Below are 23,354 nucleotides of genomic sequence, written 5' to 3' on the forward strand. Positions count from 1 at the left end.
ACGCTATCGCCTTCTTCTGGCGGGCTGTAAAAACCGCTATGTCCTTCTGCAATATAAGGCGTAGCAAGCGAGAACCATGTGGCTTCTTCCTTTTTTGTGCCTTCAATGATAGGTGCAGGCGTCCTCTAATACCTTACCCTCAGTGGCTGTGCCTGAAGGAATGTTGGGTCTTTCATATAGGAAGCACAATTTGTTTCAAAAGACTGTCGACTTTGCCTACAATGCAAAAATAAACAGCTCACACCTACCAATAAAATGGTTGTATGAGCTGTTTAAGTAGATGAAAAGATTTTTTAGCATGTGATGATAGCTATTAAAATTTAGCAATTATGGTTTTGTGAGCATATCCATATTAAATTAAAATAATCTTTTAATCTCTTTTTTGAAAAATATACTTATCTTTAATATACCTACGCTGTAAAAATTTGTAAAAGTATCTGTAATCTTATAAAAACCATCTTTCTTTTTGCCTTCAGAATAAAAATAGACTGCAGGATCTTCACCCTCATCTAATTTAAAGAAACAAAACATACACCCTTGACTTACCCAAAATACAAAGTCATTAGAAGTACGGACCAAAGACACGTTATTTTCTTCTAATAATTCTGCTCCCCATTCGTTTAATTCCAATAACTCGTCAAAAAAAACATGCTTAATTCAACACGAATTACTTTGGAATATTTGAAGGAATCATTGATTTCAAACTAGACGTATTAACTTCTCCGTTTTTCAGTTGATTTTGAACTGTTACTACAACTCAGTCATGGAGAATTACTTTTGGAATTATGAAATCTGAATTCCTTTACATGAAGGAGTTTGAAAGTATAGAGCATTTAAAATAGAATTAGAAAAATATATAAATTACTATAATACGAAACGAATTAAGGCAAAATTAAAACGAGTCCGGTGCAAAACCGAACTCATTTAACCTAGCTGGCCTAATGAAATAACCGTGTTTAACTTTTAGGGGTCACTTCAAAAGCCATTTTAGCTAATCAAGATTTTTTATCTATTAGCTCAAAAAAGCTGGCAACTGATTTAACCATTTTTCAAAGTTATCAGCATCCTTTTCGATATTATTCTCTTCATGTGAATAATAATAGACTCCTGTATTGGGGCATTTATTTGAGAGAAGACAAAAGTAGTCTCCATTACCTACACTATAAAATGGAATTAATTCCTTCTTCCACCCTCCAAATTTCATTTCATAGTCATAGGTAAATTCAATAGTGTCATTTCCATTTGTTTTACCATTGGAAACATTTAAAATGTCCCCTGGAAAGGAATATTCAGTCATTAATTCAATAAAAAATTTAAATTCCATTGGTAACTGACACCCGAACTTTTTCTCTATCTTTTCCCAATCACTAATCGAAGGAATATCTAAATCCCCTAATTCTTTATCTAAAATACTATCTAATAAATTTGCAATCTCATCTCTTGTCACTATCTTTTCCTCCTTTTAAATCCCTTCTCCTGGTAGTATATATTCTTTGCCTCTTTCTTTATAATGTTCTCTAATTTCCTTAGTTCTTTGAGAAGAAGTTAACTGGGAAGGTCTATTATGACGTGTATGATTCCCTTCACCCCTATGAGTTCTTTGTTCTAATTCATCTAATTTCCCTCCATCTTTAACAGGGACTTGTTGTCTATGATGTGCTTCTATATTTTTATCACCATGCGTCTTTTTAGTTGTTGGTCCTCTTCCATTACGCATTCTAATGACTTCTTCTATTGTTTTTGGTTCATACCTTACAGGTGGTAGAGACATTGGTGGATCTGGATTTGGATAATTGTTTGGACTTAGTTTAGCATTATCCGTACCCTTATTCTGCTGTTGGGCAGTTGACGTACATAGTAAGCATCCGCTTACACTAACAGCCAGTGATACGATCACCTTTGCAGGTAAAAGCATCTCCATGAGCGCAACAGAATCCATGCGCTTAACATGTGGCTCCAGCAGTCTTGTTTTTGACGGGATCACCGATATTCAGGGACAGGTTGTCACAATGGAAGGCTCGAACAAAGCACCTGTGACCGTATCTAGGGTTCGAGTCGCTGCCCTTTCGTACACTATGGCGGACAACAGCTGCTTCCTCCCGGTGTGTCGGGAAGGCAAGATGAACGCTATCGCCTTCTTCTGGCGGGCTGTAAAAACCGCTATGTCCTTCTGCAGTATAAGGCGTAGCAAGTGAGAACCATGTGGCTTCTTCCTTTTTTTGTGCCTTATCAATGGATAGGTACAGGCGTACTTGATCCTTTTTGACCTCTAATACCTTACCCTCAATCGCTGTGCCTGACAGCGAAGGAATATTTAGTCTTTCTTGACGAATACCTGCCTTGGACAGTAGATGATATTCATATGTAAGGACACCTTGTTGCATATGAGTGTTGCCTTTGCCACAATGTAAAAATAAACAGCTCATATTTACCTTAAAAATGGTTGTATGAGCTGTTTGAGTTGATGGAAAGCGTTTAACTTGTAATAGTAACTATATTAAAAACCCATATTGGTTTTATTATAAAAATATTGCGTTTGATTCCAGTGTTTTTCTTGTTCTTCTTCTGTGAATTCAGTGACACCTACTCTACTGAGCTTCGCAAATATTCTATCTTTTAGGGACTATAATCAATAGACTACCTTTAGAATTTAACAAAATAGACTTCAAACGTTATTAATCGTTATATCCTTCGGGATCTTCTTCACTCATGATATACTCTATATCTTCATCCGTGAATTCTTTACCTTCCCTTACAGGTTGTCCATTAGGATCTAACATTCCCATTACTGCTTTATCTCGGTCTGATACAATTAAAGTATAATCTTCAACTGAAAATGGATTTGGTGGTAAATCTACGGTTACTCTCCACGCTGGCCGGATGTCATCATTATCTCTATTTATCATATCCACTCTAAATGTATAGGCCTCATCAAAATATAAATTTTCTATTACTTCATTAACTGTCCCATCCAAACCATGTTCTTTATGATATTCTATTGCTTCTTCGGGTGTCAATATTGTATTTACTGTTATTTCTCCTATTTCGCGATAATGTCTCGGAAAATCTTCTTCCTTCAATTTTATATATTCTTCAAATTCTTCATCAGTTAAACTTTTAAACTCTTCATCAGTCATTCTTTTGTATTTATCTAAAGACATATTTTATCATTCCCCTTTTTTACTTTGAGTTTCTTCTTAATCTATTAATATATTCAAACGAATGTTCTATCGAAGCCTCATCAAATAGATGCCTATTCTTCATAACTTGTTTATATACGTATTCTTCTTTTTCTAGGCGACTCTGCTTATTATAAGCATCTCTTCCAAGTTCTAACCATTGTCCAGCATAATAACCCTCATGGTATAGATTAATGAGAGAAGGATCTTTCTTTATATAAATTTTTCCATTCACATTATCAAAGCCTGCTTCTAAAGTATCATTAAGAACTTTTTGCTCTTTATCTACCACAACATCTATACCGGATTGTTTCCATTTTTGCTTAAATTGTCTAATTTGTTTCCTTGTAGCCAATGTTTCCTCTCTACTGTTCTTTTTAGGTGCTTTTCTATAATCAAAATTCTCACTAGCTACCTTAACATCTTGGCTTGAACTTTTATTTGAAGCTGACGTCGGTTTCGCTGCCGGTTTTGCTGGGGCTGCTGCTACCTTCTTACCTCCTGTTGTTGGTGCCTTTTTCGGTGCTGCTAGCTGCTGTCTTCTTACTTCCAGAGTAGTATTTAACCGCAGCTTTTCCTCCTTTGCCAGCGGCTTTGGCAAATCCACCACCTAAGACACCTGCTGCTGCAATTCCTCGATCCAAGGCACTTAGTTTAGTCTTTGTAATTGGATCAAATCCAAAGGCAGCTTCAAAAGCAGCTTTGGCATTCCCGACGACTGGAATGAAATCGGCAGCCGTAGATATAGCTTGTCTGACATTAACGTTTTTTGCAGCTACTGCTACTTTCTTCGCTGTCTTTTTAACGACCTTAACTACTGTTTTTGCATACTTCTTGGCCTTTTTAACAGCTTTTTTCCCTGCAAGTACTGCTTTTTTCGCAGCCCGTTTAAACCGCTTGACCCATTTGCTCTTAGATAAATTATTTTTTAGCTTCCTGGCTTTTGTCAAGACCTTGCCTAACTTTTTCTTGAGCTTTTTCTTCGCTTTTTTTAAGGCTTTCTTTAGTTTCTTTTTGGCCTTTTTGATTTTCTTTTTAGCCGCTTTTTTAACTTTCCCTACAACAGGAATACTGCTTAAAGCACTACCTAGGGCTCCGAAGAATCCTTTACCCTTCTTCGCCATTAAGCACCACCCCCACCAATAGGGATCATACCCATGACGTCTAGTGCGGATTCAAGGTCAGCGCCTTCTCCCGATCTATTAGACACGGTTACAGGTGCTTTGTTCGAGCCTTCCATTGTCACAACCTGTCCCTGAATATCGGTGATCCCGTCAAAAACAAGTCTGCTGGTGCCACATGTCAAACGCATGGATTCTGTTGCGCTCATGGAGATGCTTTTACTAGTGTAAACAGATGTTTACTATGTACTTCTACTCCGCTTCCATGATCCATCTTTACGAAAACGGCAACTTCCTATAGAAGAGATAGAAATGGTGGTAGTCAGACCTTCCAACTACCACCATTTTATCATTTATTTAATTTTAACTTATTAAACATACATTTATTAACAGATCTTTTTATAATAACAATACTCTCTAAAGTTCTCATTAAAATCAAAAATCGATTTTTACTGATTTCTTAATCAAATTACTTTAAATCCTTAACAATTACTTCATACAACTCTCCAACATTTGTATCCATCGGTACCAATGCATAATAATTTTGATCATTATTTAAGATAAATTGAATCAGCTTTGTTCTTGCATCATTCCAATAATTTTTCATACCTGAATAGTATTCTTCCACATCTTCTTTATAATCTAACTGCAGTATATATCCTTTTTCCGTCATTGCAAAAACAATTAAACTTCCCAACAGATTTTTTTGCACATTTTCTTTTTCGTATTCTTTTGATAAAAACCAGATTTGATCTAACCCTATAAGTTTTTTGTATTTCTCATAAAAGCTGTTATCATCCATAACCTCATAATCATGTATCAATTCATTGACAAATGAGCGCCATCTTGTTGGAATTACCTTTTCCAATAAAGGGTTATTTTCAATACCTTCTATTATTTCATCTATCTCTTCAACCTCTTGTTCATTGTTGTATTCATTTATGGAAATAGATTTATATTCCATTGAATTCTTGTAATGTGCCAATTCATATGGATAGTGATTATTATTTATTAGGCTTGAATCATCTAGTTCTAGTATCTTTGCTAATGCGGCTGTTTCAAAGCTCCAAAACCCTACATATCCAGGTTCTTTATGTGCATTTTTCCATTCATAATCATAATGGCCTTTAAACCATTCTTTCTCCATATACTTTTGCAATCTTTTAGATGCTTCTTTCTTATCTGTTTGCGCAAGTTCTATAATTTCCCTTGTTTTTGCATATGGATTTTCTTTAAAATAAACATCTGTGATTTTGGTCCATCCAATATCACCCACACATAATAAATAATCAATCAATGAATCTTGGATATTCTTTTCTTCAACCACCTTAGCTAGTCTAACAATATTCTTTTTATCAGTTTCTAGTAATATTCCTAAGGAAATCATCCAAAGCAGATTTGTATATCCGACTACCCTAGTTCCTGTATGCTCTACATCATTAATTGCATGAAGAAAATCTTCTTCTATTGTACTAATGTCTTCTCCTAAAGAATACTTTGCTCTAATGTCACTCATCTCACGTATAAAATTCGATAGATAGGTTTCTTCTATAATACTTCTATTATCATTAGGATATCTTTGAATACCATTTTCTTCATCCTCTTTCAAACTTTTTATATCCTCTATATTTTCTTTGATGAACCTTTTATGGAATTCTATTCCCCTTATACATTTTTCCTCCACACACAAATGATCTCTCATTATATTTGATTCCTCCTTGCTTTTTAGTTAAGGCCAATCTCCAATTATGTCGCCCTTTGCATCTAGCTTATATGTTTTTACATTTCCACTACTATCAATTTTTGATAGTACTCTGTCTACTTCACCTTTTTTCAAAGATTTCTCAATCTGTCCCGCTAATTCTTCATCTCCATCAACGGCTTTCAATATTCTACTCTTTCCAGTTTCGGCTCCTGTCAACCATTCATTTGACATTTGTGGTCCATCTTTAGGTGTTTTCGATAATTGTGAACTACCAAACTTTGCTTCATCAATAACATATTTGATATTTGATTTTGAATTTGTATTTTCGTATAATCCGTCAATCCCTTTTACAATTTTATCATTAACACTTGATGGGGCACCCCTGCCAATTGGCTTTAAGTCATATCCAACATCTTTTAAACTTTGATTGTTTAATAAATTGTCACTTGATTTTCACCATAATTACCTTTTTGCTTGTTTGTAGCTGTACTCGGATTAAAGTCGTCTACATTATTCTGACTTGGAGTTTTATCCTTTGGCTTAGGAATCGTATCGTTTTTCTTCCCACCAGAAATAATACCACTTATTGCTCCGCCGGCCTGCTTACCTCCAACCGCAATTCCACCTACACGCTTAGCAATTTTAACAGCTGGACCACCGAAAACAGATGCACCGGATACTACACGTTCCCATGGCTCCAATTTCCGTCCGGTAATTGGGTCTTTTCCAACGATGGTTTCATACGCAGCTTTGGCGTTTCCGAGAATAGGAATACAATCTACCGCCGCAGAAAGTGCTTCTTTATATCCACCGTCTTTAAAAGCATTGTAGGCGTTAGCAACTTTGCCTCCTACTTTTACCGCTGCCTTTTTAACTGCCTTAACAGTTGTTTTCGCTGCGGTTTTAACCGTCTTAACAGCTGCCTTTGTTGCGGTTTTAACCGCCTTAACGGTTGTTTTTGCTGCGGTTTTAACAGCCTTAACCGTTGTTTTCGCTGCGGTTTTAACCGCCTTAACAGTTGTTTTTACTGCCTTTTTAACTGCCTTAACAGTTGTTTTGGCTGCTTTTTTAACTGCCTTAACAGCTGTTTTCGCTGCCTTTTTAACTGTCTTTACAACTTTTTTTACATACTTTTTGGCCTTTTTAACTGCCTTTTTCACAGCCTTTTTAAACCTCTTAACCAGTTTGCTCTTGGATAAATTATTTTTTAGCTTCCTGGCTTTTGTCAAAACCTTGCCTAATTTTTTCTTGAGCTTTTTCTTCGCTTTTTTTAAGGCTTTCTTTAGTTTCTTTTTGGCCTTCTTGATTTTCTTTTTAACGGACTTAGCCGCTTTTTTAACTTTCCCTACAACGGGGAGACTGCCTAAAGCACTACCTAGTGCTCCGAAGAATCCTTTACCCTTCTTCGCCATTAAGCATCACCCCCACCAATAGGGATCATGCCCATGACGTCTAGTGCGGAGTCAAGGTCAGCGCCTTCTCCCGATCTATTAGACACGGTCACAGGTGCTTTGTTCGAGCCTTCCATTGTCACAACCTGTCCCTGAATATCGGTGATCCCGTCAAAAACAAGTCTGCTGGTGCCACATGTCAAACGCATGGATTCTGTTGCGCTCATGGAGATGCTTTTACCTGCAAAGGTGATCGTATCATTAGCTGTTAGTGTAAGCGGATGCTTACTATGTACTTCTACTCCGCTTCCCTGATCCAACTTTAGGAAAACGGCGCCTTCCTGTGCAGTAAACGTGACAGATTGTGGGTCTAGCTTGATGTCCTTGCCTTTTGGCGTACCCCAGTAGGACGTTTTCAGATCGGCTGTTTTTGGATTCGAGTCGCCGCTCTTTCGAACACTGTGGCGGACAACGGCTGCTTCCTCCCGATGTGTCGGGAAGGCAAGATGAACACTATCGCCTTCTTCTGGTGGGCTATAAAAGCCGCTATGTCCTTCTGCTGTATAAGGTGTAGCAAGTGAGAACCATGTGGCTTCTTCCTTTTTTTGTGCCTCATCAATGGATAGGTGCAGGCGTACTTGATCCTTTTTGACCTCTAATACCTTACCCTCAATCGCTGTGCCTGACAGTGTATGCTAGAAGTTGTATAAAATTTGATACTAAGTACACTAATTTTCTGTTCAACTTACGTACTTAAACGTGCAAAAAAGCACTTGTCGTCTGTCATAGACAATCAAGTGCTTTAAGTTCATATATTTTCTAAGTTTATTAGTATTTGCATGTTTTACAAGTTATTTTTATATTGACTGTATGAAATCTTTTTTATCACTTGGCAAGTATACATTTAAACCCGTTAGGAATTAAAATTACATATTATATCATCTTTAATTTTACTTCTTTATTGGATATATCGTCAATATGTGAGCAATCTAAAAAGATCCCTCTACTTACACCCTATTTCCTCATCATTTCTACTACCTCTATTTTCTTAACTAAGAGTAAAATAGATACCAAAATTAATCTATTGAGTATATTTTCTTCTACTCTCATGAGTGGCTAAATCTGCATAACGTGTCGTGATTGGTAATCGGCTATTTTTTTCTACAAAATGTAGAGTTATTTTTATTGAAGTCTCCAAATCGATCCAGTTACCGCATGAAATAAAAATGGGCTTTACATCCTTTCTCGTTCTCATCACTGCCCCATATACTTCTCCATCAACCTCAATATAAGTAAATTTCCCCATTTCATTTTTTGGCATTTGAAAATCGGTATCTTTTATCTTCAAGTAACTTTTTGCAACACCTATTGTAGGTTTTTTCAAATAAAAAGAAGCATGTGTTGCGATTCCCATATGCCTATAATGAAGATAACCATTTCCATCAAACATATATAGATCTGGTTCACATTGCAGCTTTTTCACTGTTTCCATTACCATAGGAAGTTCCCTAAAAGCAAGATATCCTGGAATATATGGCACATCTATTTGACCCCAATATTCTACTTCTTCTATAATTTGTTTTGTAATATAATCTATTACGACAATACAACAAACCCCATAATCTATCTTTCCCTCTGTCCAATATGCAATATCAATTCCAGCTACCAAATGAATATCTGCTAACTGAAAATTATTTTTTAATGAAATCTTAGAAATCCATTTTTCTTGTTCACATTTAAACAATTCTTCATTTTTCATTATTCATCCTTTTTTCAACATACGCCTAATAAAGCTCTGTTGATTCGTTCTTTTCTTCTAAAACATTGCCTTGTACATCATATTTTTTAAAGCTCACTAATCTACCTAATACTCTATTTTCAACTAATTTTAAAATACCATTTTCATAAAACTCTTTTTGTATACCTTCTAAAGTATTTTTATCGATATGTTTAATTTCTTTGACTTGTCCATTCGGATAAAAATAAACCATCTCCCCATTCTTAATTCCATTCTTAACCATATAGTAGTTTGCTAAATTACCATTTTCATAACAGTCATAGATTATACCTGTAAAAAGATGTTCATTATTATTTTGATCATATTCCACTATAAAGGAATCATAATCATCTCCTCCATATCCAAAATTCTCTCCAAATTTCTTTCCATTTTTCATAACGTATTCTTTGTTTAATATTTTATCTTTCAACTTTAGATACCTCCGATATTACTTCAAATCCATCTAATAAATACGAACAGTGTGGACAACATTTAAACATAGTTCCACCAGGCTTATTCTTGTTAATTCCTGTTCTTATTACATTTACAGTCAAATCTTCTATTCGAGCACTCGGATTCATCATTAGCGCTTTATTTACAGCTAAAACTTCAGCATGTGAGCCTGCACCCTTACTGAGCTTACTATAAGAATCAAATACTTCTTTTGGCATATTGTCAAGTCTATTACGAAGTAACGGAGCTAACTCTGGAACTGCACCATCGATAGTATTTATATCATGGTAATATTTCCCAGTTTTTTTATCATACACTCCTGCAAGAGCTGGTCCCATTTTATCTTTTCCAAAATTAGGTTTACCATTATATACTTGTTTTAGTCTTTCCAATTCATTCATTGTCTCACCACGTAAGTTAATTCGTTGATTAATTTGTTCAGGTGTTAGCTTACCATACTTATCATGAAGTTTATCCAAGTGATCTGCATATTTTCCTCTTTGAAGTTTTTCAACTTCATCAGTAGCCTTAGTAATATCACCTTTAGCTGATGCCGCATTTTTCGATGATTTAGCAGCTGATTCGGTTGCATTGGTCGCATTTTTGCTTTTGGAGAAGAGATTTAATGTAGCCTTTCCACCTTTTCCAGCCACTTTTGCAAATCCACCACCTAAGATACCTACCGCTGATATCCCTCGATCCACCGCACTCAATTTTTCTAGTGTAATCGGATTAAATCCAAAGGCTGTTTCAAAAGCGGCTTTGACATTACCAACGATTGGAATGAAATCAGCTACGGTTGATATTGCTTGGCTGATGCTAACCGATTTAACAAATACTGCTGCTTTCTTTGTCGCACTTTTAGCCACCTTAACAGCTGTTTTCGCTGCGGTTTTAACCGTCTTAACAGCTGCCTTTGTTGCGGTTTTAACCGCCTTAACGGTTGTTTTTGCTGCGGTTTTAACAGCCTTAACCGTTGTTTTCGCTGCGGTTTTAACCGCCTTAACAGTTGTTTTTACTGCCTTTTTAACTGCCTTAACAGTTGTTTTGGCTGCTTTTTTAACCGCCTTAACAGCTGTTTTCGCTGCCTTTTTAACTGTCTTTACAACTTTTTTTACATACTTTTTGGCCTTTTTAACTGCCTTTTTCACAGCCTTTTTAAACCTCTTAACCAGTTTGCTCTTGGATAAATTATTTTTTAGCTTCCTGGCTTTTGTCAAGACCTTGCCTAACTTTTTCTTGAGCTTTTTCTTCGCTTTTTTTAAGGCTTTCTTTAGTTTCTTTTTGGCCTTTTTGATTTTCTTTTTAACCGCTTTTTTAACTTTCCCTACAACGGGGATACTGCTTAAAGCACTACCTAGTGCTCCGAAGAATCCTTTACCCTTCTTCGCCATTAAGCATCACCCCCACCAATAGGGATCATGCCCATGACGTCTAGTGCGGAGTCAAGGTCAGCGCCTTCTCCCGATCTATTAGACACGGTCACAGGTGCTTTGTTCGAGCCTTCCATTGTGACAACCTGTCCCTGAATGTCGGTGATTCCATCAAAAACGAGACTGCTGGAGCCACATGTCAAGCGCATGGATTCTGTTGCGCTCATGGAGATGCTTTTACCTGCAAAGGTGATCGTATCATTGGCTGTTAGTGTAAGCGGATGCTTACTATGTACTTCTACCCCGCTTCCCTGATCCAACTTTAGGAAAACGGCGCCTTCCTGTGCAGTAAACGTGACAGATTGTGGCTCTAGCTTGATGTCCTTGCCTTTTGGCGTACCCCAGTAGGACGTTTTCGGATCGGCTGTTTTTGGGTTCGAGTCGCCACCCTTTCGTACACTGTGGCGGACAACGGCTGCTTCCTCCCGGTGTGTCGGGAAGGCAAGATGAACGCTATCGCCTTCTTCTGGCGGGTTGTAAAAACCACTATGTCCTTCTGCAGTATAAGGCGTAGCAAGTGAGAACCATGTGGCTTCTTCCTTTTTTTGTGTCTCATCAATGGATAGGTGCAGGCGTACTTGATCCTTTTTGACCTCTAATACCTTACCCTCAATCGCTGTGCCTGATAAGGAAGGAATGTTTAGTCTTTCTTGACGAATGCCTGCCTCGGACAGTAAATGATACTCGTATGTAAGGACACCTTGTTGCATGCGTGCTAAGGACTTCGCCACAACTAGCTTCTTATTTTGGAGTTGGACACGGTCACCGAGTGCTAATGTTTTTTTAGACTCGATCACATAGGATACTGTATCCCGCTCCTCCATTGGTCGCTCAATGTCATTTTGCAGCGTATGTAAATACTTAGAGCGATCTTTGGTGATTGTATAGCTAGTAGCTGACAGTTTTTCTAATCGACCTTCTGGTAGTCCAAACCATAGCTTTGGTTTATCGGCATCTACTGCTGGTACAAGCACTGTTCGAAAATGTGAGGCCATGCGCTTTAGAAATTGCCAGTCCGTCTCCCTATATTGTAATATAAATTGCTTTAGAGGAGTAGCCTTTGACGTAGTGTCAATAACATCTGCACCCGGATAGTTAGCGAGTACTTGCTTAAGCATAGCATTATACGTCATCTTGTCGTGCTGGAAAGAGCGAGCATTGCGTTTACAATCCAAGGCAAATGTAGATGACACCGCTTCTAGCTCAATTTGGTATACGCCTCTCACCATACGAACGGCTACTTCGGATACTTGCCCCTTAAAAAGCGGTCGCACACGCTGTCCATTGCGTTTTTGATAGAGCTCTATCCGATCTGAACTGCTGGCAATCTGCATACAGCGATCTTTCTTCTCCTCTGGGATAAATCCCGTAATTGATAACCTTGCATGGTCATTCACAGTTTGGGTCAAGCTGAGATCATGCAACGTCTGAACTTCATAGGGGGATACGAGTTCAAGCTCTCCGTATCCAATCACTTCCTCATACGTGTTCACATGAATACCCTTCTTTCCTCAGTGGATGACGGCTTATTCCTGACCATCATCTTCTACCTTTATCGTCCCGCAATATATGCACATATTAGTAGATTGATTGATAAGCGCGGGAGAATTCTCAATCAACTGATCGCACTTTCCGTTAATCCATGGCATTGTGACCACTGGTGTACACGGCATCGGTTTCAAAACACCATTATTAGCCGCTGTTGCAGCTGCCACCGTAGGATTAGATAATGTTTGACATAAACCAAAGGGCTGAATATTGACATAGGGCTTATAATCCATCGTGTTCATCTTTGCCTTGTCTTTTGTATAAACGCCATGGCTTACAGGCATCTTTAATATGCTTGTCTGATCGCCTTGCGAGCACGATAATTTGGCACCAGCAACTACATAACTGCGCTGCTCATCGCCTTTTGTCTGCATTTCATCTGCCATCAAAAACCACCCTTTCTATAAGAAAAGTGCATTCACGTCGCTTCACTTAGCACACTCAAAAGCGAAAATAATACGTTCCTATTTCCGCTTTTGAGAATCTTTATCATGATGAGTGAATGCCTAGATATCGCTAAAAAAACTAATCACTACTTTAGAAAATAATGATTTCGTCTTTTTTCTCTTTACCTTCTTCATACAACTCTGTATAAATAATGTTTTTCTTGCTATCCTCTAGTTGGCCAATTGAAATTTTGAGAAGCTGTTTTGTATCATCGCCACCCATGCGATATATATGACCGTTCCATTTTCCTGTTATTTTTTGTTCATCGGAAGCTTTGATTTCCTCTTTATATGCAAGGTCACCTAAATCACTTTGCAATGTGCTTCCATCCGCGCTAATTGTTAGCTTCTTCACAATTGTAGCTGTAGGATTTTCAATCGTTGACTGATCATCCTTCTTTGTAATAGTAATATCACTTTCGCCAATTTTTCCGAGCTGGAAATGCTGATTAAGCTCTAGGAAAAACTTATATTCGTCTTCTGTAATGCCTAATTTTTCATCATAGGGAAGCTTCTCACCTTCAGCTAGCCCGGCTACTGTTTCTAAATACCACTCTTTATTTTTTGCGAGAGAAGCTTGCATCGCTGCTGTAATTTTTTCTGCTTTCTCGTTTAAATCTGCTGGAAGTCCAATTGCCATGACATCTGCCTTGAGTGTGCCTTCTTTAAAGCTTTTAGCTAAATTCTCTTTGCTCATATCTACTTTAACTGCACTACTCTGTTCAGCTACTGGCTCTTTTTTCTCACCTTTTTCAGCTTCATCTGCCCCACAACCAGCTAGTACTAATGCTGCAAAAGCAGCCGTTGCCCATCTTTTTTTCATGTCAATATTCTCCTACTCTATGTATTGCTAGTTTTCTATGCATGAAGGATCTCGTTCCATTTGCCTTCCGTTTGCACTTTGCGTAATCGAATACCTCGAAATGCTCGGCGCAATATACTTTCCGCTAGCTCAATATTGATAATGATATAATCCTCTTTAATACCTTCAATTTGAAAGAAGGTGTATGGTGCGGCTAAAGTCTCATCAATAACGAGCTTTTTCAGCGTTCCGTCTTGATTGAATTCGGTTTGTGCTGAAAGACAGGCCACTTTTGGCGGAATCGAGAGCCAATATAACGTCTGTTTTAATTTCGGCATATCTACGAGAACGACTGCTTTAAATGGTAAGCGCGGCTCATATTTTTCCACTAGCTGCTTCACTGGATCAGCTAAAAGAGCAATGGGCTTTTCGATAAAATCGATATAGTCATTTTCACTTTTATCTAAAACAGGAAATTGACGCTCAAGCTCATCTAGCTCCTCTATTCTTTCCACCGTTAATAGTTCTTTTTTAATAATTTTTGATAGTCCAACTGGTTCTACAGCATTCGAGATACGCTCATCCTGAGATAGAATAAAATAGTTCATCTTTTAATCTCCTTTTTTCACGACATCTATTTCCAAATGACACTCGCTGTTTGGAATGGATCTAGCTTCAGATGCTCCCGTGCTTCCTTCGAGAACACAGCTTTTTCTAAATTGGCGCCTTCAAAACGGGCATTCTTGACGTTAGCCCCGATAAAGCAAGCACCTCGTAAATTAGCTTGCTCAAAATCAGCACCTTCTAAATTAGCACCAGTAAAGCGCACTGGGAGATAGCCTGGCATTTCCCACTGCTGTCGATCAGTTAGTCCGCTTGCTCCCTGAGCTCGTTGGAACTTAGCACCTTGCAATTGACTATTGCTAAAATCCGCCTCATGGATTGTACTAAAACTCAAATCAGCGTCCATTAGCTGACTATCCCTTAGGTTGGCTCCAATGAGTAAGCAATTTCGCATTTGACTCTGTGCTAATTTCGTTTTCTGGAAAAAGGCATATTGAATATCTAGGTCTTCATAGTTGCCACCAGCTAGATTTAAGTTGCTAAATACTTCATATGCATATTCATCCTCTAATTTTTGAGCTAGCCAAGCCTTAATTTCTTCGATATCCTTCGAGGAGAAATCCTCACTATAGACAACTTCATTGACATCCAGAAATTCACCTATACGAATTTCTACAGCAACATCACGATCAAGTGCTAAATATTCGGGACATCTAATAATGTCTGGCAATGCATATCTAGCAAGGCTAATAACATATTGATGGAAATGAGTCGCTTCCTTTAGCTTGATTTGCTCAATATCCGCTTGTGTAATTGCTCCCATGAATGTTTTGCTGTATAAATATAATTCCTCAGCGAATTGCTCTAAAAAGCTTAAAGCCCAACTTGCATCATAGGTAGTTAAAATAGGACGCAGATCAAAGAACCATTCTTCATCTGTCCCCTCCACTAGATAGTGATGACGCCCCTCCAATAGCTCTGTACGCAGCATGGAGAACGTGATATGTCCAATTGGGCCTTTCTGTTGAAGAGCTTGTTGCTGCTGTAGCTGACGACAAATGATTTGAAAGGATTTTCTAAATTCCTCTGCAAGCTCTTCTTTTGAGGCTTGGAAAAGATCTTCTAACGCCAAGAGATATTTCAACCGTCTTTTCTCTACTTCTGTTTCATAAAAATGCTGTAAAACTCCCTCTGCTTGCATATGTGTCTCCTTCTTTCTCTTAATTAAGAAACCCATCTATAGGGCTATTAATTGGCCTTTACTTCTTTCCCGAAAATTTGCACACTGCCATCCATCGTTATTTTACTTTCCTTGCATTTTAGTGAAATTTCTTCCTCCGCAGATATAAGAATTTTCTTGCTTGCATTGACTGAAATATCTGCTTCGGAAATAAGCTTAATTTCCTTTTTACTAAAAATTTCAATACCGCTTGCTTCATTTAAACGGATAAAAATATCGTTATCCTGTGCTGTAATGACAATTTCCGTTGGACTCATCTTAATTTCTTTGCCAAAGGCTGTTCTGTAATATTTCGTCGAAGGATCATCTAGTTTATTGGTTGCGGTGCTGTCTGAATTTTTTCGAATCGAGCTGCTGGCAATTCCCTCTTCTTCACGATAAGAAGGGAAGTATACATGAACAAAGTCGTTAATTTCGGGCATACAATACCAACCACTATGCCCCTCAGCTGTATAAGGCGTTGAATAAAGGAACCAATGCGCCTTCCCTTTATCCTGTTTTTCATCAATATTTAGATGGACCTTAATATGGTCTTTGGCAACTTCCAACACCTTGCCTTCGATGGATACACCCGAAATTTCTTCGTTAAAGGTTTCACTCTTGTTCATACCTTTCTTCGTTGAAAGTGTATAACGATGCTTTAGTAAGCCATCCTTCATCGACGTATAAGCTTCACAAACATAGAGTATATGTTTATGAAAGGTTACGTGGTCGCCTATGGCAAGTACCTGATCGGTTTCCACTTCATAGTACATAAAGTCATGTTCTCCCATACCACCATTGCCGTTCTCTGTATAGAGGAGATAGTCTGCTAGTTTTTTTCTTGTCGTATAATGATAGTCTTCTAGCTTACCTTTTGCATGACCAGCAGGGACACCAAAATGGAACTTTGGCTTATCAAAAGTAGCTGCAGGAACTAGTCCAGTGTTAAAGCGGGAGGCAAGACGTTTTAAAAATTCCCAATCGGTTTCTCGGTACTGTAGGGTAAACTTCTCTAATTTCCCTCCCTTTGTAGCTTCATCGATTACATCGAGACCAGGGTAAAAGGAACTCATTGTTTTGAATAGAGATGAATAGGTCATCTCTTTATCCTGATAGGAGCCATTTTTCTTCTTAATATCGAGTTGATATGTATTGGAAGCTGCTTCTACTTCGATATAATAAATATCTCGAATCGTACTTACTTTGACGCCTAATATAACCCCCTTAAATAACGGGGTAGGTGCACCTAAATGATCGAGCTGATTTACTTCAATGGCTGAATGGACCTCTGTCATTTCGACGTACTGATCTCGAACTTCCTCTGGTACAATACCCGTGAAGTGTAATGTCGCGTGCTCGTTCATTTTCTTTGTGAGCGTAAGCTCTTGAATGCTCACTAGCTTGAATGGCAATACTTGAAGATTATGATAGGCAGTTACTACTTCACTCATCGTTATACTCCTCCTATCCTTCCGTTAGGTGCAAATTGCATCGTTTCCATCATTGCTCTTGCGATAGGACGCCAAGTCTCGGTATCCTCCTCCATACAATTAAACGTACCGATAAGCGCTTTCCCATCAATCGATACAAAGAACATTAAATTAAAAATCTCACCATCAATAGCAGGTGTAATGACCTCGATAAAGCCAATTGTTTTGTCGTCTATTTTGATTACATCTGTATCAAACCATTCTGCTGCAGGCTGAGATTGCTCAAGAACGTCAATCATATCTTCCTGAAACTCAGCTACCCTCTCATCAGGTAAAGAATGTGATGTCTTGTTGAAAGCTAGATTGATAGTAGATGATTCATCTGTATAAATAATGTTCGGTCTTCGTTCTGACGGATATTTTAATGAGGCTAACTGAGCTGGCATGATTGAAAATATTTTCGGCATTCGGAACGAAATTTTCCCTTCCAGGACATGCTGATCAATGACCGGCACTTCCTGCTCGTCTATATTGACAAAGTCCTTGTAAAGGTCAATTGCTTCTAGCTCAGACTGTTCCTCCTGTATAGGCTCCTCAGGCGGCGCTTGCTCCTCTTTTAAAGCTGCTTCCTTTTGAGCTAATTCATGTTGTTCCTGCTCTCGCATTTCATTTCTAAGAGCGATAATTTGTTCATCTAAAAATTTCAACCCATTCACCTTCCATTTCTTGAACGTTTTTTCATCAGTAGACCCTCAACTAGTCAACAATCATACGCTTTGGTCGCCCTTGGCTATGCCCTGTCATACGACCACCACGCTTTGATTCCAATAAAATACGGTTCAAGTATTTATGAATTTGACTATTCGAAAATGTTTGGTAGTCTAGCTCTAGCCGATTGCAAATATAAAAATCAATCGCATCTCGTTGAACCCGCTCCTGATTTATGCACTCTAAAGCAAAAGCTATATCATACGGATTCGCTGGGCGATTTTTTAACAGGTCTCGTGCAAAATAGCTCAAAATGATTGGATGGTATGTGCTTTTTTGAAAACCTGCATACTGACTGTGCAGATAATTAACCGTATTGTATTCAGTCGCAATATCGGAAAAATCAATATACTCCGAGCGCAGTTTTGCACCCGATTTTAATTTAAAGCGCGCCAACTCTAACTCATTATTTGCAAGTTCTAATGAATCATCTAGGACTATTTCTGTTGTATGGTTTCTAAAATCTAATTCATTCATTTCTTCAGCAAACCGTACTTTTAGAATCGTTTCGCTTCCTGTTGCCTCATAAGGAAGCTCATAGCTACTATGTAGCATATAGAGCTTTCCGTTATGCTTGATAATGCCTTTCGCTATAATGAGGCTTGTATCTGCTACGATAATATTGGCACCAGCAATAATGCCATTAGAATAATCTTGGAAATATAAATCTAAAAATTCTCTTGGGTAATCCCGCAAATTTTCCAGCATTTCTCGCTTTAAAATTCGGCCCTTTTGAAAATGTGGATATTGATTGGCAAACAAGCTGTCACCCACCTCTTTTCTTGTTTTTCACTGATTAAGTATGCCTCGGCATAATTGAGTCCGGAATCGGTTTGTGTTTATACAAAGCCGATTCCATGACATCCACCGGAGGCTACTTTACTTTAATCCATCAAAGAAATCTAGCTCAGACAAATCGGTCTCAAAGGCAAAGAATTCCTTGTTTCCGATAAACAGCTGCTCGTCTTTTCTTGCTACTGGAACTACATGGAAGCCCCAATGATCTTCGCCTGCAAAGACAAAGAACTTCACTTCCCCATTCATGATGGAATCTGTCTCGTCCTGAGGAATTTTATCTTGATAGTGCGTTGCGATATTCTCATAAAGAACAGGCGCATAATCTTCCTGACGATTAAAGTACGTGTATTTATACGATGAGTGATTGTCGCTACCGGTTAGGAAAAACTCAACCTCTTTTACACCCCATGGGCGAGAAATCGTACCGTGAATTTGATTCAGTCTTTCTAAACTACTAATAAGTAATTTTTCCTGACGATTATGTGTAAAGGCACTGACAGCATAAGGTACAACTGGCGCATGGTTCGTCACTTCTGTTTCAATCATGCCGATTTTCTTGGCATTTAAATAACGAAGTGCTCCCCTTAAACAAGCAAGTTTTAACTCTGGAACTTTACCGATATTTTCAGCTTTTTGTCTAAATTCAATGCTGCGTCCTGGTACAAATTCCTTTAAAGCCTCGCGAAATGCGTCTATTTTACAGGACTGTCCAGTTAATTTAATGATGGAATAGTCACTCAGTATGCCATTCTCATAAAATTCCTCTAAAAACTCTCGCACGATATCATAAATATCCGCCTTAATGAGATGATTGATTTCTTTAATGTTGAAAAAGACATTTGGATAGTCATATACTTCCTTAAATTGATTATTTTCTAGCAGTGACAGGCACCAGCTATCTACTGCTGTCACATTTAAATCACTATCGTGCTGCATATCGCTGTCCGCATAAAAACGACTTCTTAAAATACCTGTTTTGCGGAAAAATTCCTTCTTCATCTCTTCTGCCATTTCCCATAAGAAATAATAATTATTGCGGACACGTAGGTACTCATCACGTGTTCGATTTTCATATTCCTTAAAGCGTGTAGGGATAATATACTCGGCATCTAAAAAGGCTTTTTCGAATTGCTCGTACACTGCTTCTACGCCATGGTCGTCTACATATCGATAAATATCCTTACCTGGAATATCTATTAATGCATCGATATCATAAGCATTTTTTCCTCGACTATAGTAGTTTGCAAAGACGATTTTCATAAATTGGAAAATACGATATGTAATATTGTTACCACCAAAATTCGTATCTCCATTTTCATAGGTAGTATGAATATCAATTTTGTAAGAAATATGTCCGTCCTCTATTCGAAACTTACAAGAAGAAAGGTCTGTTGTTCCGCCTCCACAATCAATCACAAGTGCTTTATATTCCTTGCCATCGAGAAAGCTATTATTCTCTATTTGATTGGCGATCGTATTAAAAAGAACCGACATCCCTTCATCGAGGGCATGCTCAGTTTCGATTTGGTACTCAGGCAAAATCGCACGAAACATATTTAAAAATTGTGTTTTCAGCTTAACGGGACTAGAGATATGTAAATGCTTGAAGCGACATTTAAATTGATGCTCCGCCATTCGAATAATATAAAGCATAAACTCTCTTAAAATTTGGCTTCGTGGTACAAGTGCAGTATTCCCGTTGGCATCCATCACCTCTTCCAGCTTGGCATAATTACTAACCCATCGTTTAATACCTTGGAATTTCGTAGCCAATGATGTATAGCTATTTTTTTTCATCATTTTTAACGCTTCATAGCCGTAGTGATAGCTTACTTGATCTGCATTTGAGCAATCTGCTACAGTCATGACCGTCGGCACTACTTCAATCCATTCGTTTTGATGAAGTGGGTCTGGAAATTGTACAAAATTGATGCTATTTAGCTGAATCCGGTTATTTAATAAATCATGACTACAAGGAGAAGACACATAATCACTCTCTAAATAGACACCAGCCGTTGTATTTGTTGTTCCAAAATCAATGGCAAGAATGGCATTGGTTGTTTCCAGCTGTTTAATCTCTAAATCTGGTATTGGAACCTTATAATAATGAAGATTTGTCGGCGGAAGCGGGGTCTCCTGATAGTAAGTCTTATAGATATACTCAGAATCTTGCTTTCTTAAAAAAATAAAGCTGTAGTTTTTATTATTTGTCTTCCGAATACCTATTGCTTGATCAGCTGCGAAATAATATTGATTTGGGACTTCGTCGTCTTTAAGGATATTAAGAATGCCGCAAAGATCCAGCTGCTCATTTACTAGCAGTACATTGGATTCAACAAGAAAACCGCCTGTTTCTACGAAATACTGATCAGGTTTATCAATCTTCATCCCACTATATAAGCTCATTTTGGCAGGAATTTTAATGTCACCATTGTCAGACATCGGCGTTTTTAAATACTCCTGCATGACCGCTTCTACTCTTTCAAAGCCCCCTTCTTTTTTTTCTCTAATAAGAGGGTTTTCTTCAGAGCCACGATATCGTAAAATCTTGTCGATTAACTCGTCTCTTGTCAGGGTATTAATAAGCCCAGTCACAAGCTTTTCCTTATAGCAAATATTTCTAAGCTGGAAGGTTGTCATTTCCATTAATTCTACTCGTGTATAGGTCATATATTTCTTTTCTGTATTACGCTTATTGGCATACAGCTTATATGAATAGTTAGTTGTCATTGGAATCCCTCCTCTGCCCTATTTAGTAAAGAGCTATTTGATCTAGCTTCATTGTTTCCTCTGCATCAATAATGCCAAAGTGATACTGCCAATAAACCTCCATATGAAAGCCTATTGGCAGAAAAATTTCTTGTACAAGCTGTACCTTTTGCTGATTCTGCTCTGTCTTCTTCTGACGTATGTATAAAAGCAGCTCATCCTGCTCCTCCGATTTCACATAAATCATGCAATGCTTAAAGAGCCTTTTCAGCGTATCCTTTAATAAGTAAATTTCTTCACCTGTCTGGTAAAGTCTTAGCATGTTCAGCGCAATTATTTCTTGCTCCTTTTTCGTAAAGGCATGAATATTATCACGTACCAATTTTCCAAATACATTGGCCTCGATTTCTCTTAAGATAAAGCGAATATAGAACTCTCTTTTATTCATGCCCTGCATACGATCAATTTCAGCTAAAAAATGCAATCCGGTATCTAAAAGGTAATCCCTAAACTCTATATCTGAAGTATTATCAGGGTGGAACAGATTATTAAAAATTCCGTAATAGCGATAATACGGATTTACTTCAACATGCTGTTCAACAAACTGTGTATTTAATAGTTGTGGACTAAGTTCCATATAAGGTGAATAGGCTTCGGCAAGATGAAAATATATATCCTTTTTAGAAAGGCCTTCATCCTCAGCCTTAATGAGCAAATCCCAAATATAGTTCATAGCCAAACACCTACACATTCATATTCGAAGAAATGTCGTTGCACTTCTGACACGAGGAAGCTTAAAATATCATTTGCAATAAAGTTTCTTTCCTCATTTGCCTTAAACTTTAATAGCATCGTTTTTTTATGATTATTTTCTCCTATCATTTCCGTTAAGAAAGTGTTCGTAGAATGAGTAAAGCTTGTTCCTGAATAGGAGTCCAATATTTCGACATCTACAAGCTCAAAGCTGTCAGCTGCCTCGAAGGAATTAATCATACGAGTAATTTCGCCCTTCGTTTTAACATTAGCCGTATAATTGTTTGCAAATTTGTGAATAAAATGCTCAATTCTTCGATTTGATACAAGCTCGTAATTTAATTTTCCGATCTTGTCATCTTCTATTTTTGCAATTTTTATTAGCTGCCAAACCCCTGACTTATCCTGGGGTGAGACAATTGTTAATTCATTGTCTGAACGTTTAACGTAACGAACATTGTCCTCATCAGCCTCGACTAGATAGCCATGCTCGTTTCCGATTTTACGTATGGATAGGACATGTTCGTAATTTACCTTATCGATTGCAGGAATGGGGAAACCGACATTTTTGACCTCATGGCGTTCAATGTTCCATAGCGGAACCATATTCAGTCGTTTTTTTTGCTCATACTCCTCTAAGTCCACAATTATTTCAGTAATTTCAACATCTTCATTTAAAGGTTGGCACTCTACTAAATTCACATTAAAAAATTTATATACGAATGGATGATTAATGGTTTTCCATGGTAAGCCATTTATTTGGAAAAGCGGATATAGCTTGTTAATCTCTTGTAAGTAGTCAGTATTTTGTGTAAGGGTGACCTTAATCTCTACTTGTCCTTCTGTCGTTACTAGCCTTCCATTAAAGCGTCGCTGCTCAGCAAGTAACTGTTGAATTTGCATGGAATCACATTCTAGAAATAATGTGAACAGGACTGCAGGTTCATTGTTTTTTAACGATTCAAGTATTTTTTTAAGATCGATTGATTTACTTTCTAAATCAGCTGGCCGCATCGGGAATAAGCATTCATGAATAGGATCGACATTCTCCTTAGAACTTAACGTCACATATATATCAAACCTATTCTCGACATCATCTATTTCGTTGAATATGCGCTCCTCAAGTCTTTTGTTCATTTCATCCTGGTAGTCGATTAAATTTACAAAAACGCCACTGACAATATCCTTTAGCAGTTGACGTTGCTCTAAATCCTCTATTTTGCGTAACCGTTCAAGCATGAGCTCTTTCATCAAT

The 23,354-nt window shown here is 37.8% G+C and carries 23 protein-coding genes and 3 pseudogenes; 1 reads left to right on the forward strand and 25 read right to left on the reverse strand.

Annotation, left to right across the window (positions count from 1 at the left end; translation table 11 throughout):
- Positions 1 to 357 precede the first annotated feature (357 nt).
- Positions 358 to 630 carry a hypothetical protein gene (locus ACQKOF_RS18060; RefSeq protein WP_427559927.1) on the reverse strand — a complete coding sequence of 91 codons (273 nt, stop codon included), beginning with the start codon at positions 628 to 630 and terminating at the stop codon, positions 358 to 360.
- A gap of 112 nt (positions 631 to 742) precedes the next feature.
- On the opposite strand from ACQKOF_RS18060, the pseudogene ACQKOF_RS18065 reads away from it, so the two are divergent.
- Positions 743 to 933: pseudogene (locus ACQKOF_RS18065) on the forward strand (IS3 family transposase); the annotation flags it as partial.
- 79 nt (positions 934 to 1,012) lie between these two features.
- Here ACQKOF_RS18065 and ACQKOF_RS18070 read toward each other — a convergent pair.
- The 24 genes and pseudogenes from ACQKOF_RS18070 to ACQKOF_RS18185 form a co-directional block, all read right to left on the reverse strand.
- Positions 1,013 to 1,447, reverse strand: a complete 435-nt coding sequence (locus ACQKOF_RS18070; RefSeq protein ID WP_427559929.1) for an SMI1/KNR4 family protein — start codon at positions 1,445 to 1,447, stop codon at positions 1,013 to 1,015.
- 15 nt (positions 1,448 to 1,462) lie between these two features.
- Positions 1,463 to 1,939 (reverse strand): hypothetical protein, encoded by a 477-nt coding sequence (locus ACQKOF_RS18075; RefSeq protein ID WP_427559932.1) that lies wholly within the window; start codon positions 1,937 to 1,939, stop codon positions 1,463 to 1,465.
- A gap of 4 nt (positions 1,940 to 1,943) precedes the next feature.
- Entirely contained in the window at positions 1,944 to 2,384 is a 441-nt protein-coding gene (locus ACQKOF_RS18080) for a phage baseplate assembly protein V (RefSeq protein ID WP_427559935.1), read from the reverse strand.
- 291 nt (positions 2,385 to 2,675) lie between these two features.
- Positions 2,676 to 3,161: a hypothetical protein gene (locus ACQKOF_RS18085; RefSeq protein WP_427559937.1), complete on the reverse strand. Its 486-nt coding sequence runs from the start codon at positions 3,159 to 3,161 to the stop codon at positions 2,676 to 2,678.
- 19 nt (positions 3,162 to 3,180) lie between these two features.
- Positions 3,181 to 3,780, reverse strand: a complete 600-nt coding sequence (locus ACQKOF_RS18090; protein ID WP_427559940.1) for a zincin-like metallopeptidase toxin domain-containing protein — start codon at positions 3,778 to 3,780, stop codon at positions 3,181 to 3,183.
- Positions 3,674 to 4,303 (reverse strand): pre-toxin TG domain-containing protein, encoded by a 630-nt coding sequence (locus tag ACQKOF_RS18095; protein WP_427559943.1) that lies wholly within the window; start codon positions 4,301 to 4,303, stop codon positions 3,674 to 3,676. The genes ACQKOF_RS18090 and ACQKOF_RS18095 overlap by 107 nt, the downstream gene beginning before the upstream one ends.
- 466 nt (positions 4,304 to 4,769) lie before the next feature.
- The gene (locus tag ACQKOF_RS18100) at positions 4,770 to 6,002 is read right to left on the reverse strand and encodes a PoNi-like cognate immunity protein (RefSeq protein ID WP_427559945.1); all 1,233 of its coding nucleotides are present in this window, start codon (positions 6,000 to 6,002) and stop codon (positions 4,770 to 4,772) included.
- A 27-nt stretch (positions 6,003 to 6,029) separates the two neighbouring features.
- Positions 6,030 to 6,514, reverse strand: a pseudogene (locus tag ACQKOF_RS18105) (hypothetical protein); the annotation flags it as partial.
- A gap of 177 nt (positions 6,515 to 6,691) precedes the next feature.
- Positions 6,692 to 7,417, reverse strand: a pseudogene (locus ACQKOF_RS18110) (pre-toxin TG domain-containing protein); the annotation flags it as partial.
- Positions 7,417 to 8,085 (reverse strand): phage baseplate assembly protein V, encoded by a 669-nt coding sequence (locus tag ACQKOF_RS18115; RefSeq protein WP_427560095.1) that lies wholly within the window; start codon positions 8,083 to 8,085, stop codon positions 7,417 to 7,419. The gene ACQKOF_RS18115 and the pseudogene ACQKOF_RS18110, both read right to left, overlap by 1 nt.
- A gap of 392 nt (positions 8,086 to 8,477) precedes the next feature.
- Positions 8,478 to 9,155: an endonuclease V gene (locus ACQKOF_RS18120; RefSeq protein ID WP_427559947.1), complete on the reverse strand. Its 678-nt coding sequence runs from the start codon at positions 9,153 to 9,155 to the stop codon at positions 8,478 to 8,480.
- A 25-nt stretch (positions 9,156 to 9,180) separates the two neighbouring features.
- On the reverse strand, positions 9,181 to 9,603 hold the full coding sequence (locus ACQKOF_RS18125) for a toxin-antitoxin system YwqK family antitoxin (protein ID WP_427559950.1): 423 nt from the start codon (positions 9,601 to 9,603) through the stop codon (positions 9,181 to 9,183).
- Positions 9,593 to 11,020 carry a YwqJ-related putative deaminase gene (locus ACQKOF_RS18130; RefSeq protein WP_427559952.1) on the reverse strand — a complete coding sequence of 476 codons (1,428 nt, stop codon included), beginning with the start codon at positions 11,018 to 11,020 and terminating at the stop codon, positions 9,593 to 9,595. The genes ACQKOF_RS18125 and ACQKOF_RS18130 overlap by 11 nt, the downstream gene beginning before the upstream one ends.
- The gene (locus ACQKOF_RS18135; RefSeq protein WP_427559955.1) at positions 11,020 to 12,552 is read right to left on the reverse strand and encodes a contractile injection system protein, VgrG/Pvc8 family; all 1,533 of its coding nucleotides are present in this window, start codon (positions 12,550 to 12,552) and stop codon (positions 11,020 to 11,022) included. The genes ACQKOF_RS18130 and ACQKOF_RS18135 overlap by 1 nt, the downstream gene beginning before the upstream one ends.
- Positions 12,553 to 12,585: 33 nt before the next feature.
- Positions 12,586 to 12,993, reverse strand: coding sequence for a DUF4280 domain-containing protein (locus tag ACQKOF_RS18140; protein ID WP_427559958.1), 408 nt, complete (start codon positions 12,991 to 12,993; stop codon positions 12,586 to 12,588).
- Between the two features lie 151 nt (positions 12,994 to 13,144).
- On the reverse strand, positions 13,145 to 13,876 hold the full coding sequence (locus ACQKOF_RS18145; RefSeq protein ID WP_427559961.1) for a hypothetical protein: 732 nt from the start codon (positions 13,874 to 13,876) through the stop codon (positions 13,145 to 13,147).
- A 35-nt stretch (positions 13,877 to 13,911) separates the two neighbouring features.
- Positions 13,912 to 14,463, reverse strand: coding sequence for a serine protease (locus ACQKOF_RS18150; RefSeq protein WP_427559963.1), 552 nt, complete (start codon positions 14,461 to 14,463; stop codon positions 13,912 to 13,914).
- A gap of 26 nt (positions 14,464 to 14,489) precedes the next feature.
- Positions 14,490 to 15,620 (reverse strand): pentapeptide repeat-containing protein, encoded by a 1,131-nt coding sequence (locus ACQKOF_RS18155; protein ID WP_427559966.1) that lies wholly within the window; start codon positions 15,618 to 15,620, stop codon positions 14,490 to 14,492.
- A gap of 47 nt (positions 15,621 to 15,667) precedes the next feature.
- Complete coding sequence (locus tag ACQKOF_RS18160) at positions 15,668 to 17,092, reverse strand: hypothetical protein (protein WP_427559968.1); 1,425 nt, start codon at positions 17,090 to 17,092, stop codon at positions 15,668 to 15,670.
- A 2-nt stretch (positions 17,093 to 17,094) separates the two neighbouring features.
- The gene (locus tag ACQKOF_RS18165) at positions 17,095 to 17,787 is read right to left on the reverse strand and encodes a hypothetical protein (RefSeq protein WP_427559971.1); all 693 of its coding nucleotides are present in this window, start codon (positions 17,785 to 17,787) and stop codon (positions 17,095 to 17,097) included.
- Between the two features lie 40 nt (positions 17,788 to 17,827).
- Positions 17,828 to 18,601, reverse strand: coding sequence for a DNA and RNA helicase (locus tag ACQKOF_RS18170; protein WP_427559974.1), 774 nt, complete (start codon positions 18,599 to 18,601; stop codon positions 17,828 to 17,830).
- Positions 18,602 to 18,718: 117 nt separating this feature from the next.
- The gene (locus ACQKOF_RS18175; protein WP_427559975.1) at positions 18,719 to 21,367 is read right to left on the reverse strand and encodes a molecular chaperone; all 2,649 of its coding nucleotides are present in this window, start codon (positions 21,365 to 21,367) and stop codon (positions 18,719 to 18,721) included.
- Between the two features lie 22 nt (positions 21,368 to 21,389).
- On the reverse strand, positions 21,390 to 22,085 hold the full coding sequence (locus tag ACQKOF_RS18180; protein ID WP_427559977.1) for an iron-dependent peroxidase: 696 nt from the start codon (positions 22,083 to 22,085) through the stop codon (positions 21,390 to 21,392).
- The gene (locus ACQKOF_RS18185; protein ID WP_427560098.1) at positions 22,076 to 23,350 is read right to left on the reverse strand and encodes a normocyte-binding protein; all 1,275 of its coding nucleotides are present in this window, start codon (positions 23,348 to 23,350) and stop codon (positions 22,076 to 22,078) included. The genes ACQKOF_RS18180 and ACQKOF_RS18185 overlap by 10 nt, the downstream gene beginning before the upstream one ends.
- Between the last annotated feature and the right edge of the window lie 4 nt (positions 23,351 to 23,354).

It is taken from the genome of Lysinibacillus sp. NPDC093190, from assembly GCF_050280425.1.
Taxonomy (GTDB): domain Bacteria; phylum Bacillota; class Bacilli; order Bacillales_A; family Planococcaceae; genus Lysinibacillus.